Annotated in this window: 13 protein-coding genes; 6 read left to right on the top strand and 7 right to left on the bottom strand. The window is 50.4% G+C overall.

What is annotated here, in order from left to right:
- Nucleotides 1-12 precede the first annotated feature (12 nt).
- Complete coding sequence (locus BLP53_RS10875) at nt 13-1,305, top strand: hypothetical protein (RefSeq protein ID WP_091472187.1); 1,293 nt, start codon at nt 13-15, stop codon at nt 1,303-1,305.
- On the opposite strand, the gene BLP53_RS10870 is transcribed toward BLP53_RS10875, so the two are convergent.
- From BLP53_RS10870 to BLP53_RS10860, 3 genes are read right to left on the bottom strand one after another with little or no spacing between them, the layout of a single operon-like run.
- Nucleotides 1,302-2,351 (bottom strand): hypothetical protein, encoded by a 1,050-nt coding sequence (locus tag BLP53_RS10870; protein ID WP_091472186.1) that lies wholly within the window; start codon nt 2,349-2,351, stop codon nt 1,302-1,304. The two genes, BLP53_RS10875 and BLP53_RS10870, sit on opposite strands and share 4 nt — an antisense overlap.
- Nucleotides 2,348-3,205, bottom strand: coding sequence for a hypothetical protein (locus BLP53_RS10865; protein WP_091472185.1), 858 nt, complete (start codon nt 3,203-3,205; stop codon nt 2,348-2,350). The genes BLP53_RS10870 and BLP53_RS10865 overlap by 4 nt, the downstream gene beginning before the upstream one ends.
- Nucleotides 3,206-3,209: 4 nt before the next feature.
- Nucleotides 3,210-5,324 (bottom strand): AAA family ATPase, encoded by a 2,115-nt coding sequence (locus BLP53_RS10860; protein ID WP_091472184.1) that lies wholly within the window; start codon nt 5,322-5,324, stop codon nt 3,210-3,212.
- Between the two features lie 361 nt (nt 5,325-5,685).
- Between BLP53_RS10860 and BLP53_RS10855 the strand changes: the two genes are divergently transcribed.
- Nucleotides 5,686-6,021 carry a YegP family protein gene (locus BLP53_RS10855; protein WP_091472183.1) on the top strand — a complete coding sequence of 112 codons (336 nt, stop codon included), beginning with the start codon at nt 5,686-5,688 and terminating at the stop codon, nt 6,019-6,021.
- Between the two features lie 19 nt (nt 6,022-6,040).
- Here the strand turns inward: BLP53_RS10855 and BLP53_RS10850 are convergent, their stop codons facing one another.
- Nucleotides 6,041-6,844: an SDR family oxidoreductase gene (locus tag BLP53_RS10850; protein WP_091472182.1), complete on the bottom strand. Its 804-nt coding sequence runs from the start codon at nt 6,842-6,844 to the stop codon at nt 6,041-6,043.
- A gap of 61 nt (nt 6,845-6,905) precedes the next feature.
- Here BLP53_RS10850 and BLP53_RS10845 point away from each other — a divergent pair, with 61 nt between their 5' ends.
- On the top strand, nt 6,906-7,280 hold the full coding sequence (locus BLP53_RS10845; protein WP_091472181.1) for a DUF6394 family protein: 375 nt from the start codon (nt 6,906-6,908) through the stop codon (nt 7,278-7,280).
- Between the two features lie 28 nt (nt 7,281-7,308).
- Nucleotides 7,309-9,000: a potassium channel family protein gene (locus BLP53_RS10840; protein WP_091472180.1), complete on the top strand. Its 1,692-nt coding sequence runs from the start codon at nt 7,309-7,311 to the stop codon at nt 8,998-9,000.
- Nucleotides 9,001-9,049: 49 nt separating this feature from the next.
- Here BLP53_RS10840 and BLP53_RS10835 read toward each other — a convergent pair whose 3' ends face one another.
- The 3 genes from BLP53_RS10835 to argS all read right to left on the bottom strand — a co-directional run bounded on the left by BLP53_RS10835 (nt 9,050) and on the right by argS (nt 12,113).
- On the bottom strand, nt 9,050-9,694 hold the full coding sequence (locus BLP53_RS10835) for a thiol:disulfide interchange protein DsbA/DsbL (protein WP_091472179.1): 645 nt from the start codon (nt 9,692-9,694) through the stop codon (nt 9,050-9,052).
- A 136-nt stretch (nt 9,695-9,830) separates the two neighbouring features.
- Complete coding sequence (locus BLP53_RS10830; RefSeq protein WP_091472178.1) at nt 9,831-10,421, bottom strand: SPOR domain-containing protein; 591 nt, start codon at nt 10,419-10,421, stop codon at nt 9,831-9,833.
- Nucleotides 10,422-10,454: 33 nt separating this feature from the next.
- Entirely contained in the window at nt 10,455-12,113 is a 1,659-nt protein-coding gene (gene argS / locus BLP53_RS10825) for an arginine--tRNA ligase (protein WP_091472177.1), read from the bottom strand.
- A gap of 59 nt (nt 12,114-12,172) precedes the next feature.
- Here argS and BLP53_RS10820 point away from each other — a divergent pair, with 59 nt between their 5' ends.
- Both BLP53_RS10820 and BLP53_RS10815 read left to right on the top strand, forming a co-directional pair.
- A complete protein-coding gene (locus tag BLP53_RS10820; protein WP_091472176.1) occupies nt 12,173-14,446 on the top strand; it encodes a primosomal protein N' in 2,274 nt (757 codons plus the stop codon).
- Nucleotides 14,447-14,728: 282 nt separating this feature from the next.
- Nucleotides 14,729-16,381, top strand: coding sequence for a ShlB/FhaC/HecB family hemolysin secretion/activation protein (locus BLP53_RS10815; protein ID WP_218119039.1), 1,653 nt, complete (start codon nt 14,729-14,731; stop codon nt 16,379-16,381).
- The last annotated feature ends 85 nt before the right edge of the window (nt 16,382-16,466 follow it).

Raw genomic sequence — 16,466 nt, 5'->3', positions numbered from 1 at the left:
TAGGGGGTATAGATGGATCTGGAAATTTCAACACTCGCTGATAACATAGCATTCAGTCGCTGGGTATCAAGTTGGGAGTCGCCAGCACCAACTACCAACCAAGGCACTCATGAGCTTGGCTTTCAGCGTTGGTTCAAGTTTAAGGAAGCGTTTGCCCCGTCTTTTGTAAAAGAAGTTATTGAAGAGCTGCCCTATAAACCAAAAGCAGTTTTGGATCCATTTGGGGGCTCCGGAACGACAGCCGTTACTTGCCAGTTCCTTGGAGTTCCTCCGTCGATCATTGAGGTTAATCCTTTTCTTGCAGATCTGATTGAATCGAAACTTTGCCCTATAGACCTCGACTATTTCATGTTAGTAAAGGATGAGGTTGAAAAGCAGGCAAAAAATTCGTGCACAAAAGCTTTAGAAGATGAATATGTTTTACCTCCTAGCTTTATTGAGCCGGGGGTGAAAGGAAGGTATATATATTCCAAAAAAACCGCGCGCGAAATTTTGGCATTGAGGCAAGCGATTGAAGGAGTGGCAATGCCTGAATATCAGCGGATTTTGCGAGTGGCTCTTGCATCCATTTTGGTCGATACGTCAAATTGCTACGTAAATGGGAAGGGGCGACGTTATCGTCGTGGATGGCAAACGCGTATCACCCCAGGGGTTTTTTCGTCATTCCACAGCGCTTGTGTATGCATTGCAGAGGATTTAGCAATTGCTCTTTGTCGACCGATAGCCGATTACTCTCTATATAGAGGTGATTGTCGACAACAGCTTAAAACTGTTGAATTGGGGTTCGATTTTTGTCTGTTCTCCCCTCCATACCCTAACTCCTTCGACTATACCGATGTATATAACATCGAGTTGTGGATGCTTGGGTATCTCACCTCCGCCCAAGAAAATCTTGCTTTAAGAAAAAGTACTTTACGGTCTCATGTGCAAGTAACGGCATCTCGCCCAGCACGTGAACTTCCATCAAAGCACTTTCAATCTGTATATAAGAAATTAGTTAAGGCTCGAGGTGAACTTTGGGATAGCCGAATTCCTGAAATGGTAAGAGACTATTTCTCAGACCTTGCAGATATTCTTGAGCTTATGCGTGATCGTTTAAATAGTGGGAATTACGTGGGAATGGTAGTCGGAGACTCTCAGTATCGTGACATCCACATTGGAGTAGCTAAAGTGCTATCTGAATTGGCGCCTAGCCTAGGGTTTAAGGTTGAGTCTACTAAGCGGGTGCGCTCCATGCGATCAAGTGCTCAACAAGGGGGGAATCTCAAGTTGGCTGAGTCGCTCGTTCTTTTATCCAAGAATTAACTTACAGCAGCTGTTTCTTCCTGAATCCCTTCAGTCGTTGGATATAAGACACGAGCCTTGATAGTCACGTTTCGCTTGTGAGCAGCCTCTTTAGTTTGTTCATCAGGGATGATGTTAAGTCGCTCTTTCCTCATATCGTAAATTCTTGCGTGTGCATCTGCATTGGGATTCTTGCCACGATACGCAGCGGCCTGGCGAATGGCAGATAAGGCCCACCTTCTGTTTTTCGTGTCTCCAATTTTGTTTGGTACATCTAGTTTTATATCCTTCACTGAGTGGTAGGTCTTAACTACCTTTAATTCTATATAGTTAACTTTGAATTTAGGATTTGAAGGAAGAATAACCACATCAGCTCGTCCAGAGGCATTGCTAGTTTCTTCCAAGACTACAGCCTTTCCTAAAACTACAGCCAGGCCATTTCTTAATAGATTTTGAACTCGACGTTCTGCATTTTGCTGAGGAACAAACTTATCTGGTATTTGCCATAGCTCATCAATATTCCAAGCAGGACAAATTGAATTCTCTTCGACCCAGTCCAGAGCAGCAGGAAGATTTTCCAGTACTAACTGACCAAATGCACCGCCCACTGGCGTAGTGAATGCATTTGTTGGCTGCACAATCCCTTGCTCAAAAAAGCGATATATTCTGGGGGTTCGAGAGGTGTGGACTAAAACTGCCGGCGCATTGCCATATCCATACCCCGTAATCAATTTCATAGCGTCGCTAAGCGTCGGTGAGGGATCCAATATGATGGCAGCAGGGCCGCCACTTGCCACAAAAATGACTCTTTGATCTATGTCGTTGTAAGCAATAGAATCATCCATCAGCAGATGACTATGAACAGTTAAACCGAGCGTGGATGAAAGTTCATCAAGATCATTACTGACAACAAATAGTGTTCCCCATGTTTTTTGTACTTCAGCGTCAGGAAGACAGCTATGTACAAACTCGGCTATCTCGCTGAACGCTACACTGCTAGAAAACGGACTATGGCTCGCACTTGTGGTTAGTGAAAGCTTGGGGAGATTATTTTGATCTGCCATCATGTCAGGATTCCCTCTAACTCTTCATTAGCCCAACCAACATCCGGGGGCACAAACCCTGAGCCGCTATCATGTGACTTTAATTCGGGATGCTGGACTGTGTAGAGTCCACGCCTTATACCCAGATTACGAGCAAATAAGGAAGGACCATGGAGAGGTAACAAGTCCGCTATGCATAGACCTGGAACATATTCATTTTTCAAGCTAGTTAATGGTTCAGCGTTGCTTTCACGTTGATCCCAAGATATTCCTCTTCTTAATGTTTCACTAGCTTCTATGGGTGATGCAAAAGCCTCAATAGATATCCCTAATAATTGGGCCGCTTCTATTGCTGAAAAGTTAACTCTTGAAGACGGCTGAATTTCTCCATAATCAATAAGCTCACCAGTTGCCTGTGTGCGGGACTTTTGATTAGCATCCGCCTCCCACGAGCCTTGATCCTGTAACACGCCTGAAAAAGCTAATTCTCTAATGCAGAATCCAACGTGATGAATGATTTCTTTGAGGGAAGTGACCGAAGCCGTGACATTACCAAGTAGTTCAAGACCTTCTGAGGAGATTTTATATAACGTGTGCGTATCGAGATCTGCTATATCGTTGAATTGCTTTCTAGTAGTGACTAATCCCATACCTACTAGGCGTTCAAGCTCCCACGCATAATCTGGAAAATATGGCCCGACGTCTCGTTTAATAACACAAGCAACCTCAGGTTCTTGACGAGACACAACAGCCAAAGCAGTAGTGAAATACACAAGTCGATGTACAAAAGCGCTAGATGCAGCTCCGATACCTGCGGCTCTTACTGCCTGCAATATTGCCAGCAACCAGAGTTTTTTAAACGATGCACGAGCGTCCATGTTCTTACCCTAGACGAGCCAAACTATCTAAAGCGCTTTGCTCCCAAGATGGCTTCAGTGCATGTTGATATTCATGTCCATATTCTTGTGTATGTTTTTTTAATGCAGCATTGCCAACACCTAAAGCTAGCAAGTTAACAATGTGTTTCTCGCGTTCAGAAAATGGTGTTGATTGGCTTAATGCCAACTTAAGGGCCTGCCAGTCTTTGCGTTCTGAGAACTGATTAACTTCAAATTCAGATGGCACCCCAAAAAGAGCAGGAATCATTGCCTCTCTATTCAAATTAACGCTAGCAATCAGCGATCTAGATTTTCCATCTTGATAAAGAAAGCGTCTAATCATTGCTCCTGCGCGGGGAACAAATACACTATCCAAGCTTGCTTCTGGTGTTTCGACAACAAACATGGATGGAGCATCATTTGCAATTTCAGCAATGATTGACATACGGAAAGCTAAATCAATAAATTCTTTTTGAGATTCGGAAACTTCGGTGATGGAATTTCTGGAAGGGGCCTCGTTTTCATTTTCAAATACCCCTGAAGTTAATCTCACAGAGAAGAGCGGGAAGCCCACGCGTACATCGGTTTGTCCCTCAAAAAGAGTACGTTCATCGACTTTGTAGGTAAGGGAGCATGTTTCGGCCATGAAGCCTGAGATGTAAGTTCTAAAACGTTCAGCTATGCTTTCCCAGCGAGCATTCACCTTCTGTTCCATTTGCTCCAGGAATTCTTTCACAATTAATTCTTGTGTTTTCCGCTCGCTAGCCATTTCCTCACCCAACTCACGCAAGCGTCTCAACTCATCATTGATCTGAGGAGTGTCCTTGTCTTCACCAAGTTGCCGTGATAGTTCAGCTCTTTCGCTATTTATCGTATGTAGTTGCAAGCGTGCATCTGAAGCTCTCCTGGATAAATCATGAAAGCTTCTGGCTAATACTTGAGTCTCGTGTTCTAAAGCACTAATTTCCCCTGTTAGGCGCCCGATGCGTAGCTCTATTGCGTGAATGTCAGATGTAATCGACGTGGCAGATTCGCTAGAATGCTCATGTAAATCATGCGGCGTTTGGCAAACTGGACACAGTCCTTTTTCAGCATTTTGCCGAAGAGTTGCTATCGTCTCTGGCTCAGATGAGCCACATACTGTGCATTTTCCATGCATTAGGGTTTGTAAGACTCTATGAGCAACATCATCTTCTGCAGTTTGAAACAAGCCAGCTAAAAAGGCCTTTTGTAAACCTGCAAGCTCCGTTCGTCTCATCTGCAAATCAAACTTAGCTGCCTCCAGTTTTTGGCGCGCATCATAGGCTGCTTTTCTGGCTTCAGAACTTTGCTGTTCCAACGTATCCAAGGACTCAGCCAACTCGCCACTGAGTCCAACAAGCTCTTGTAGTCTTTGAGAAAGAACAGGCTCCGCTGCTTTTGCCGCGGTCGCTTTATCCAAACGGGCTTGCATTCGGGTTAGAGCAGCTCGATGATTGCGGAGCTCACTGTCTAACGACGTCATCTTGTTATAGGCAGTGAAGTAGGCAGTTGGATCGACAGTTCTCTCACCAAATAGCGCTCTCAAAACCTCATACTGAGCATTCTTATCCCAAATAAGCGGCTGCCTGTCTTCAAGAAAAAAACAAACAAATCTCAGAATAAGTAAGAAATCATAGAAAGTTGGTAACCCCGAGGCTTCTATCACCGCTCGTTCATATAGGGTTTCAAAATGATCGGCACTATCACCACGGAGCTCTATGCCATTAACCTTGAGTGACTTAATTGAGAGATTCTTAAGGTGCCGCTCAATGACTATTACTTGAGTTCCAAATAATACTTCAGCCCGTACAGTGGCATCGGCGGCATTGTCTCTAACGCGTCTAGCAAAATATTGTTTATCAGCACTACTTGGCTTCCGTGCCCCTCGTCCTAGGTCGCCACCTGATTCAATGTCTTTTAATCCAGTTAGCGTTCTAAGCAACATTGTTAAAAACGTAGTTTTACCAATACCATTAACCCCGACTATCAGGTTTACGCCAGAAAGCATTTCTCTAGAAAGGTTTCCATCATTCCTCTCCCCTCGATAGAGGCCATAATTCTGAATTTGAACTGAACGAATTACCGGAAAGTTAATCATTTTTGTTATCTTTAAAATTATCTATCAGTGGCAATTTTTACCCAAAATGGCTAAATAGCAGCAATTAATGCCTTTAAACTACAGTTTTTATCATTTAAGGTTCTCGGTCAATCCTAAAAGGTTGAGCCATCATAAATCTATAAACTCTGCTGGATGAAACAAGTGATGCTCTCCAACCCCTTGTTTTAACTCTATCGGCAATATAATCCAGTTCGTAATCTCATCAGGAAAGGTAAATGTAAAGTATTGCGAGCGATGTAGTTATAAAGTTATGTAAAATTTCTGCCTCTTCGATAGTTCTCTATCTGTTCCTGATGGTTTAATAAATCATAAATTTTTTAATGTGAATAGGGAGAGAGCGATGGCAGGTTGGTTTGAACTGACAAAAAGTGATGCAAACGGTCAATTCAGTTTTGCATTGAAGGCAGGTAATGGGGAACAGATTCTCAGGAGCGAGCAATACACCACCAAGGCAGCGGCTCAGAACGGCATTGCTTCTGTCCAAAAAAACAGTGGGTCGGATGACCGCTACCAGAAGTTGACAGCGAAAGATGGCCGCCCTTATTTCAATTTGCTGGCGGCCAATAGCCAAGTGATTGGTACCAGCCAGATGTATTCTGCAGAAGCTGGGCGTGATAACGGCATTGCTTCGGTGAAAACCAATGGTTCTACTGAAACGATTAAAGATTTAACCTAGGTTATTGAAATACCAGTGATTAAAGCCTCGCCTTGTGCGGGGCTTTTTTCATGATGAAATCCCACACACAGGCGGGTAGCAGGCGCATAAACCTGGCGATGATGCCCATTTGCCAGGGGATGACGGTGTAGCGTTTGTGCTGGTGAATTGCTTTGAGTGCTTTACTGGCAAATACGTCCACATCCATTAAAAACGGCATCGGGTAAGTATTGATATTCGTCATTGGGGTGCGGATATAGCCTGGTGCAATGGTCGTGACACTGATGCCGTAAAGCTGCATTTCCACCCGCAGGCTTTCCAGGTAGGTGATGGCAGCAGCTTTGCTGGCGCTGTAGGCGCCGGCACCGGGCAAGCCACGAATACCGGCGACGCTGGCAATGCCGACCAGTTGTGCAGGTTCGCCTCGGCCTGCGGCAGTTTTCATGGCGGCAATAAAAGGCTGAAAGGTGTGTACCAGGCCCATGACATTGGTATCAAACACGGCCTGGAAGGCGGGAATATCTTGTTGATATTCCGTCAGGGTGCCGCGACTGACACCGGCATTGGCGATCACAATATTGGGTGTGCCTGCCTGGGTTAAAAAGTCTTTCGCAATCGCTTGTATGCGCGCCGCATCGCGCACATCAGCCACGTAACTGTAGGCCTGGCTGTTTAATGCGGTGACTTGTTGCTGTAGTGTGGCTAGCGCAGACTGGTTGCGCGCGATCAGTGCCAGTGTGCAGCGCGCACCATATTGGCGGGCATAGGCAAGTGCCAGGGCCTGGCCTATGCCGCTGCTGGCGCCGGTGATGACGATGCGTAGGGATGTGTTGGATGCTTGCATAAACAGTACGAAATAAAAGTGATTGGGTTAGAATGCCATAAAACGATAAGAGGAAACACGGATGAACTTGGAAAAAGTAATCTTTGGCTTTTTTATTATCCTGGCGATGACGCTCAATTTCGGCTTTTTTGTCGGCCAGATTGATAATCCCCAGCATCATTTGCATTATGAGTTGTATATCGCGATTGTGGTTAACCTGATTGCGACGGTATTGAAGTTTGGTGATCGCACGCAGATTGGCGCCATTCACCTGGCGACCAGCCTGGTGGCGGATTTGCAATTGATTGCAGCAGCGATTATCTGGACTGCGGCCGGGGATAAAGGCATGCAGCCGGAAGTGATCGTCGGGATTGTGTCGCTATCGGGCGGTGCTTTCCTGGCCAATATCACCTCGGTGATCCTGCTGATCTACGAAACGGTGACGTTGCGTCGTTAATCCCTCCTCCGCGTCTGCAGGGACAGCGATGAGTCTCAATCAAATTATTTTCCTTATCCTGCGGCGCATGCGCGCGCCGTTGCTGCTGGTGATTATCAGCTATGCCATTGCCCTGATCGGTTTTGTGCTGATTACCGGTATTGATGATCATGGCCGGCCTTATCACCTGGGTTTTTTCGATGCGTTTTATATACTGAGCTATACCGCGACCACCATCGGTTTCGGTGAGATCCCCTATCCGTTTACTGCTCACCAGCGCCTCTGGATGACGTTGTCGATTTACCTGACCGTGATTGCCTGGTTTTATGCCATCGGGGCGATTATTGCGCTGTTCCAGGAGACCTCGCTCAAGCAGGCGATTAAAACCGCCAAATTCCAGCGCGATGTCTGCAACCTGATGGAGCCGTTTTACCTGATTTGCGGTTATGGCGAAACCGGCAGTGAGCTGGTGCGGGCGCTGGATAAAAACGAGTTGCGGGTGGTGGTGCTGGAGATTTCGCCGGATCGCGTCAACGAGCTGGAAATGACCGATTACCAGTTTTATATTCCGCATTTATGCGCGGATGCCCAGCTCTCTGAAGTGCTGCTCTACGCTGGTATTAAAAACCCGATGTGCCGCGGTGTGGCGGCACTGACCGATGATGACCATGCCAACCTGGCAATTTCGGTGGCGATCAAACTGATGACCCCGGAACTGCCGGTGCTGGCACGCGTGGAAAATGATGTGGTGGCGGCCAATATGGCGTCTTTCGGCACCGACCATATCATTAACCCTTACAAGATTTTTGGTGAGCACCTGGCCATGCGGTTGAATGCGCTTGGCACTTACCTGTTACATGAGTGGCTGACGCGCGCGCCTGGTGATGCGATTGCCGCACCGGCGGCGATTCCCAGTGGCAACTGGATTGCCTGTGGTTTTGGCCGCTTTGGCAAATCGGTGGTGAACAGCCTGCAAAGCGGCGCCATGAATGTGACCATTATCGAGGCCGACCCGGTTGGCACGCAATGCAATCACTGTATTGTCGGTAGTGGCGTGGAGTCGCATATCCTGCAGCAGGCCGGTGTGGATAAAGCCGTGGGCATTGTGGCCGGTACCGATAACGATATTAACAACCTGTCGATTGTGATGACGGCGCTGGAGGCCAATCCGGAACTGTTTGTGATTATCCGCAAGAACAAGCGTCACAATGATCCGCTGTTCCAGCACTTTAATGCCGACATCACCATGCAGCCCAGCGATGTGATTGCGCATACCTGTTTGTCCTATATGGTCTCGCCCATGCTGGCGGAGTTCCTGGCGACTGCCAGGCACCAGACCAATGCCTGGGCCAATGCGGTGATTGCGCAACTGGTCTCCAAGCTGGGCGAGCACGTGCCGGATACTTGGGACCTGACCATTGCAGGAGAGATGGCGTTTGCGGTGTGTGCCTTGATGGAGCAAGGCCTGCAGCCAACCATCAAGCACCTGACCTTAAGTCCCTCCGGCCAGCAGCGTTTTGAAATGCCGGTGGTACCGTTGATGCTGATGCGGGGTGAGCAGAAATTGCTGTTGCCCGAGTTGTCCACGCCTTTGCAGATTGGTGACAAAATCCTGTGTTGCGGCATGGATCAGGCAAAGTCTATCCAGCGTTATGTCATGCATGATATTAAAACCCTGCACTACCTGGTCACTGGTAGCGAAATGCCGGAAACGTGGATAGGTCGCTGGTTGCGCAGCTAAATAAAAAAGCCCTGTGTGAACAGGGCTTTTTGCTGGCCAGCTTAATGCTTTATTTTTTGGCGGCCTTCTCTTTACGGATATTCTGGATAATGTAATCCGCGGTTTGCAGGGCTGCTTCATTGCCACCAGCCATGGAACTACCGGTAATATACTTGCCATCGATTACCAGTGCCGGTACGCCGGTGGCACCGGAAGCGCGGAAAATCTGCATGGCTTTGTTCAATTGCATATTGGTGGCAAAAGATTTAAAGGCTTTTTCCACCTTGATTTTGTCCAGGCCGCCTTGTTGGGTCACCCAGTCAATCGCACCGGCTTCGTCGGCCGGATTCAGGGTTTTGCTTTTGTGGATGGCATCAAATAACTTGCTATGCAGTTTATCCAGCACACCGAGTTCCTGCATGGCGTAATAGGCCTTGGCCATTGGCGCCCAGCTTGGGTTAGGCAGGCCAGGCACGCGTTTGAAATAGACATCGGACGGTAATTTTTTCACCCAGGCGTCCAGCGGTTGTTCCATGTGGTAGCAATGCGGGCAGCCGTACCAGAAAATTTCCATTACTTCGATTTTGGCTGGCTGGTCGGTGGTGATCTGTTGTGCGACCTGCTCAAATTGTGTGCCCAATTGCGGCGTATCCGCCCAGGCAGCGCCAGAGGCCAAACCTGCCCACAGCATCAAACTCAACAACATGTTCTTCATAAAATTGGTTTCCTTGTTTAATGGAAAATGGTTGGGTAGAAAAGTGATGGTTTAACGGGCGAAGGCGTCAAAGCGATGACAGTCCCGTGTAATCAAATCCAAATCAATCGAATCCGGTGCCATCGCGTGCCATCCGTTAATGGGTGGAGGACTCGATATTGACCTTGATCAGGCTGGCCTGGAAGCCATTGCTTTCCAGTTCATGGCTCAGTTTGCTGATCTTGGCCGGGTCATTCAGCGGGCCCATGCGCACCCGGTGCATGGTGCCTTTGTTGGGGATGTCGGCCGTTTGCACAAAGGCTTCAAACCCGACTAGCGCCAGCCGGGTTTTCAGGTTATTGGCATCATCTTCCCTGGCAAACGCACCCACCTGGATAAAATAGCTTTCCTGTTTGATGGGCGTGTTTTTCCTGATCTGCTGCTCGCTGATTTTGCTCTCGGTATCCGGCAGGATGGTGTAGAAATCAAACTTGTTCGGGTCTTCGATGGCGGCACTACCGGGTTTGATTTCTTCTTCGGTCACCGTACTTTTAATCGGGATCTCCTGCTGGCCTTCATCTTTTTTGAAGGCGCTGGAGAAGGGGCTGTGGTCGCCTTTGATATAGATGATCAGGGCCACCGTCATGGCGACGCCGAGGAAAAGACCCACCAGCAAGCCATTGAAAAAGGTACTGCCACTGTTTTTTGTTTTAGCTTTGGCCTGGGCGGGTTTGTAGTCGCGACTCATGAGTGTGTTTAACCGTTTTGTTTCAAAAGGAACTTACATTTTTTCCGGGGCGCTGACGCCCAGCAGGCCCAGGCCGTTACGCAATACCGTACGCGTGGCCGTAATCAATGCCAGGCGAGCCAGCTTGAGCTGTGACTCATCCACCAAAAACTTGGTGTCATTGTAATAACTATGCAGGGCACTGGCTAGTTCTTTAAGGTAGTTGGCGACCATGTGCGGTGCCGATGCCTGGCAGGCAGTGGCCACCACTTCCGGGTACTGGCTGAGTGCCTGCATCAGCGCGGTTTCTGCCGCACTTTGCAGCGGAGATAAATCCGCGCCTGCCAGGCTGGCACTGTCACCGCCCCATTGGTTCAGCACACTGCAAATCCGCGCATGGGCGTACTGGATATAGTAAACCGGGTTGTCATTGGTCTGCGCACGCGCCAGGTCAATATCGAACACCAGCTGCGAATCCGGGCTGCGGGCGGCCAGGAAATAGCGGGTGGCATCACAGCCGACCTCTTCAATCAGGTCGCGCAAGGTAACGTAGCTGCCGGCACGCTTGGACAATTTGACTTCTTCGCCGCCGCGCATCACGGTTACCATCTGGTGCAGCACGTACTCTGGCCAGCCTTGCGGAATGCCGGCATCCAGCGCCTGCAAACCGGCGCGTACCCGGGTGATGGTGCTGTGGTGGTCGGCGCCCTGTTCGTTAATCACGCGTGTGAAACCGCGGTTCCATTTTTCGCGATGATAGGCGACATCCGGCACAAAATAGGTGTAGCCACCCTCTTTTTTGCGCATGACGCGGTCTTTGTCATCGCCGAAATCGGTGGTACGCAACCACAAGGCATCATCCTGCTCGTAAGTATGGCCGCTGGCAATCAGAGCCTGTACCGTATTTTCCACTTTGCCTTCGGTGTACAGGGCACTTTCCAGCGAAAATACGTCAAACTTGATCTGGAAAGCCTGCAAATCAAGGTCCTGCTCATGACGCAGATAAGCTACTGCAAATTTACGGATGGATTCGGCATCATTGATATCGCCGCTGGCAGTCACGGCCATATCGTCGGCTGTCACCGTCTCTTTGGCCAGGTAAGCCTGGGCAATCTCGGCAATATATTCGCCACGATAACCGTCTTCGGGGAAGCGTGCATCTTCAGGCGTGATGCCTTGCGCACGTGCATGCACGGATTTGGTCAGGTTATCAATCTGCGCGCCGGCATCGTTGTAATAAAACTCGCGCGTCACCTTCCAACCATTGGCTTCCAGCAGGCGGCACAGGCAATCGCCCACGGCTGCGCCGCGGCCATGACCGACATGCAGCGGGCCGGTCGGGTTGGCGGACACGAACTCCACCTGCACTTTTTGCTGCTGGCCGGAAGTATTGCGGCCAAATGCTGCACCTGCCCCAAAAATCTCTTTGACAACGCCCTGCTTGCTATCCGCCGACAGGAAGAAATTGATGAAACCGGCGCCAGCAATCTCCACCTTGCTCAGTAAGGTGTTGGCAGGTAGCCCATCAATAATGGCCTGTGCAATCGCACGTGGATTCTGTCTGAGGGGTTTGGCCAGTTGCATGGCGATATTGCTGGCAAAGTCACCGTGTTCGGCCGACTTGGGCCGCTCAAGAATAATATTCAGGCCGGAGGTGTCGTCCACCAGCGGTTGCACCGCTTGCAGAATCAGTTCTGTGATCGTTTGTTTCAAGGTTAAAATGCTGCTGAATAGTCAAACCGCCATTTTAACCTAATTAGCCATTTTCACCCATGTATCCCGAAGCGCCCGCTCCTACAGTCGATTCCGCTGCTGCTATTGTGCGCGTGGTCCTCGATGTGCCGCTGGATCGCCAGTTTGATTACCTGAATCCGGGGCTGCCAATCCGTGAGGGTAACCGGGTGGTGGTACCGTTTGCCGGACGGCAGCTGGTGGGCATTGTGATGGCACTGCTCAGCGAGACGGATATACCGATACAAAAGCTGAAAGCCGTGTTGCAAGTGTTTGACGATGTGCCGTTGGATGCTGCCACGTTCAAACTGCTACGCTTCTGTGCTGACTATTACCATTACCCGTTTGGCCAGACCGTGCTGTCCAGTCTGCCGTTGCGCTTGCGGCAAATCAAGCCAGCGGTTTCACGCAAAACCTGGCTTTACCGCTTGGCGCAGCCTGTACCGGATGATTTTGTCGGTAAGCGTCAGCAAGTGCTGGCGCGGCTCATAACGCTGTTGCAACAGCATGAAGAATGTAGCGAAGCCCTGCTGGGCGAAGCATCTGCCACCTGGCGCAAAGCCATGCAACCTTTGCTGGACAGCGGCTTAGTCACGCGGCGCGAAGTGGTGGCCACGCGCCCTTCCCTGGCAGCTTCGGAACATGAGCCGGTGCTGAATGAAGAGCAGGCAAGCGCCGTCGCGGCCATTCTCGGTACGTTACGCCAGTTCCAGCCCTGGCTGCTGTTTGGCGTCACCGGCTCCGGTAAAACCGAAGTCTATATCCGCTTGCTGCAAACGGTGCTGTCCGAACCACAAGCGCAGGTACTGATCATGGTGCCGGAAATCAACCTGACCCCGCAACTGGAAGGCCGTTTTCGCAGCCGCCTCAGCCAGTTTCCGCTGGTGACGCTGCATAGTCATTTAAGCGAGAGTGAGCGCTTGCAAAACTGGCAGGCGGCACAGACTGGCGCAGCACGTATTGTGATCGGCACGCGCCTGAGTGTGTTCACGCCCATGCCGCACCTGAAACTGATGATTCTGGACGAAGAGCACGACAGTTCCTACAAGCAGCAGGATGGCATGCGTTACCATGCGCGCGATGTGGCGCTGGTGCGCGCCAAGCAATGCGGGATCCCGGTGGTGCTGGGCAGTGCCACGCCTTCGCTGGAAAGCTGGTATAACGCCAGCGGGCAGCCGGCGGCTGGGCAAGCCGGCAGAAAGCCGGGCTATCGCCTGCTGACACTGACACAGCGTGCTGCCGCCCAGGCCAGATTGCCGCGCATTTTCTGCATAGATACCACGCATTCGCCAGCAGAAGCAGGCTTGACGCCGCAATTAAAGCAGGCGATTACCCAGCGCCTGCAACGTGGCGAGCAAAGCCTGCTGTTTATTAACCGGCGCGGTTATGCGCCAGTGCTGCACTGCTCCGCCTGCCAGTGGTTGGCAGATTGCCAGCGCTGTTCTGCCAGGATGGTGCTGCATCTGCGGCAACGCGTATTGCGCTGCCATCATTGCGGAGCGGAGCAGAGAATCCCCGTGCAATGCCCGAGTTGTGGCAATCCCGACCTGCGTCCGGTTGGCCAGGCCACGCAGCGCATTGAAGAAACCCTGCAACAACTATTCCCGCAGGCGCGGGTAGCGCGGGTGGACCGCGATACCATCCAGGCCAAGGATGCGCTGACCGAATTATTGTCAGCCGTACATGACGGCAAGGTGGATATCCTGGTTGGCACGCAGATGCTGGCCAAAGGCCATGATTTCCCCAACCTGACCCTGGTCGGCGTGCTGGATACCGACAGCGCCCTGTACAGCCCGGATTATCGCGCCAGCGAACGCCTGTTCGCCCAGCTCATGCAGGTGGCGGGCCGCGCTGGCCGTGGCGATAAACCGGGGGAAGTACTGATACAGACCGCGTTTCCCCAGCATGCCCTGTTTGCGGCCCTGCAGGCGCAGAATTATGCCGAATTTGCCGACAGCCTGTTGCAGGAACGCATCGCCTTGCAGTTCCCGCCCGCTACCTATATCGCCATCATTAAAGCTGAGGCGCCGGACTATGCGCTGGTGAAGCAATTTTTAACTGAACTGGCAGAGGCCGGACGCGAATTTATCCGGCAGCATGTGGCGACCTTTACTGACCAGCCCGTTATTTACGACCCGGTGCGGCCGGGTCTCGCCAGGCTCAATCGCATGGAGCGCGGCTATGTCATGCTGCAAAGCCATCAGCGCGGTGCCCTGCAACAATTGCTGCATGCCGCCGTTGACTGGGCCTGGCAACATCCCTTGCAGGCAAAAATCCGCTGGACTGTGGATGTTGATGCGCTGGAGCAGGGTTAGCCGTAAAATACCGGTTTTGCTTGGCGTGAACCCGCCACAACCCCATTTAAAACTCCCTTGGGCGGATGGGTTTGTTGCTTTAAATCCACATATATATTTTTACGTGCGGTTCAAGCGGGTTTAACTAGACAATTGCATGCGCTGCGCTATGATTGCAGCATTACAAGAATCAATATATAAAACCATTGAAATCAATCAATTATGAAAACTACAAAGATAAATAAATATCCTCTCAGGCTCGCTGTTTCCCAGGCTTTGATTCTTTTCTCATATGTGACGCACGTGCATGCGGCGCCGGTGGTGCCAACAGACGCTGGTAGCGTCAATATTCCGCGACCACAGCTGCCGCCGCTGGAAGTGACCCCTGCCTTGCCACAGGAGACCCTGCCGGAGTCGGAAACTAACGCTGACAGCAACGTGAAAGTCGTCGTCAAGGCATTTGAGTTCAGTGGCAATGAGCAGTTTTCTACCGAAACACTGAGTGGATTGCTCACCGGGTATATCGGGCGTGAAGTGAGTTTTGCCGAACTGAACGAAGCGGTCACAAAGGTCAAGCAGTTCTATCGTAACAATGGCTACTTCCTGGCGCAGGTAGTGTTGCCAGCGCAAGACCTGGTCAAGCAGTCCGACCAAAGCACTGTCATCAATATCCAGGTGATTGAGGGGAAGTTGGGGGAGCTGAAAGTCGAAGCTGGTGAAGGCATCAACCAGTCCTTCATGAGTGATTTAAGCCATAACGGCATTGCTAGCGGTGATGTGATTACTGAACAAAGCCTGGTCAGAAATGTGATCCTGATCAATGCTCTGCCAGGTGTGCGCGCAACGTCTATTTTGTCGCCGGGTGCAGAGCCGGGCACCAGTGATGCCACTATTTCTGTCGAACCTGAAAACAAAGTGATCGGTTATGCCGGTATCAACACTTATGGTAACCCGTACACAGGCCGTGAAACCGCGTTTGCCGGTGTAGCAGTGAATAACCTGGCCGGGCGTGGTGACCAGCTGACCTTCGGTGGCCGCATTTCCAGGAATGAAGACCTCAAAGCCTTCAATATTGGCTATGCCACTCCGGTTTTCAGCCCTGCCAATGTGCTGTCATTGGGTTACAGCCTGGTGGAATACTCCCTGAACGGCCAGTTCAAGGATATTGATGCCAAGGGTAACTCACAGTACTTCACAGCCTATCTGGATCGTTCCATGTACCGCGACAGCCGGAAAGGTGTGAACCTGCGTTTGGGCGGCATCTACAAGGAATTGAAAGACGAGATCGGCCTGTTCTCTGTTAATAACCGCAGGGATATTGCCGAAGTGGAACTGGGTGTGTCCGGCGAGTGGATTACGGCTGGCGGCGATGTCATGTACCAGCTCGGCCTGTCAGCCACTGGTGGCCATGTCAGTTTTAAAGACAGCCTCGCTGAGCTGGTGGACAGGACTTCACTTGGCGGACTGGGTACACAAGGCGACTTCATGCGCGTAAACCTGATTGCCAACCGTAACCAGATTTTTGAAAATGGTATCAACTGGGCACTGCGCGCAGATTACCAGGCCGCCAACCAGAACCTGGATATTGCAGAGAAAATGGGCATTGGTGCCGTCAACAGGTGGCGCCAGTTTGCTTACCTGCCCAGTCTGGCGAACGAAGGCTGGATGGTTGGCACCGAAGTGAAAAAAGACTTTATTGTCAGCAACCCAAGCTTGAAGGTATTGCAGGCAGTGACACCTTATGCTTTCTATGATTTCGGTAATGGCAAAATCAACCATGATCCGCTGAGTTCGGATAATCATGTGCTCTCCAGGCATTATGGTGTCGGTGTGGATTTCACCATGGTCAAACAATGGGTGTTAAGCACGACTTATTCCATCCAGGACCGTGCCGTGGAAGGTGCGCCTACAGACACTGCCTATACATTGTGGGGGCAGCTGAAAAAAGATTTCTAAACACTAAAAAACAACAAAAAATAAAACCAATAAAAACAGCCTGACCCGTTCAGGCTAATTACAAAAAAAAGTCCGCATGGCATAT

This window comes from Methylophilus rhizosphaerae (genome assembly GCF_900100975.1).
In the GTDB taxonomy this organism is placed as follows: Bacteria; Pseudomonadota; Gammaproteobacteria; order Burkholderiales; family Methylophilaceae; genus Methylophilus; species Methylophilus rhizosphaerae.
Note: the sequence above shows the minus strand (reverse complement) of the source record. Positions and strands in the feature narration are given on the sequence as shown.

Excerpts from the sequence above, each read along its gene's own strand:
- BLP53_RS10840 (WP_091472180.1), top strand. The coding sequence starts at position 7,309 with ATGAGTCTCAATCAAATTATTTTCCTTATCCTGCGGCGCATGCGCGCG.
- BLP53_RS10850 (WP_091472182.1), bottom strand. The coding sequence starts at position 6,844 with ATGCAAGCATCCAACACATCCCTACGCATCGTCATCACCGGCGCCAGC.
- BLP53_RS10830 (WP_091472178.1), bottom strand. The coding sequence starts at position 10,421 with ATGAGTCGCGACTACAAACCCGCCCAGGCCAAAGCTAAAACAAAAAAC.
- BLP53_RS10855 (WP_091472183.1), top strand. The coding sequence starts at position 5,686 with ATGGCAGGTTGGTTTGAACTGACAAAAAGTGATGCAAACGGTCAATTC.
- BLP53_RS10845 (WP_091472181.1), top strand. The coding sequence starts at position 6,906 with ATGAACTTGGAAAAAGTAATCTTTGGCTTTTTTATTATCCTGGCGATG.
- BLP53_RS10870 (WP_091472186.1), bottom strand. The coding sequence starts at position 2,351 with ATGATGGCAGATCAAAATAATCTCCCCAAGCTTTCACTAACCACAAGT.
- BLP53_RS10835 (WP_091472179.1), bottom strand. The coding sequence starts at position 9,694 with ATGAAGAACATGTTGTTGAGTTTGATGCTGTGGGCAGGTTTGGCCTCT.
- BLP53_RS10820 (WP_091472176.1), top strand. The coding sequence starts at position 12,173 with ATGTATCCCGAAGCGCCCGCTCCTACAGTCGATTCCGCTGCTGCTATT.
- BLP53_RS10865 (WP_091472185.1), bottom strand. The coding sequence starts at position 3,205 with ATGGACGCTCGTGCATCGTTTAAAAAACTCTGGTTGCTGGCAATATTG.
- BLP53_RS10875 (WP_091472187.1), top strand. The coding sequence starts at position 13 with ATGGATCTGGAAATTTCAACACTCGCTGATAACATAGCATTCAGTCGC.
- BLP53_RS10860 (WP_091472184.1), bottom strand. The coding sequence starts at position 5,324 with ATGATTAACTTTCCGGTAATTCGTTCAGTTCAAATTCAGAATTATGGC.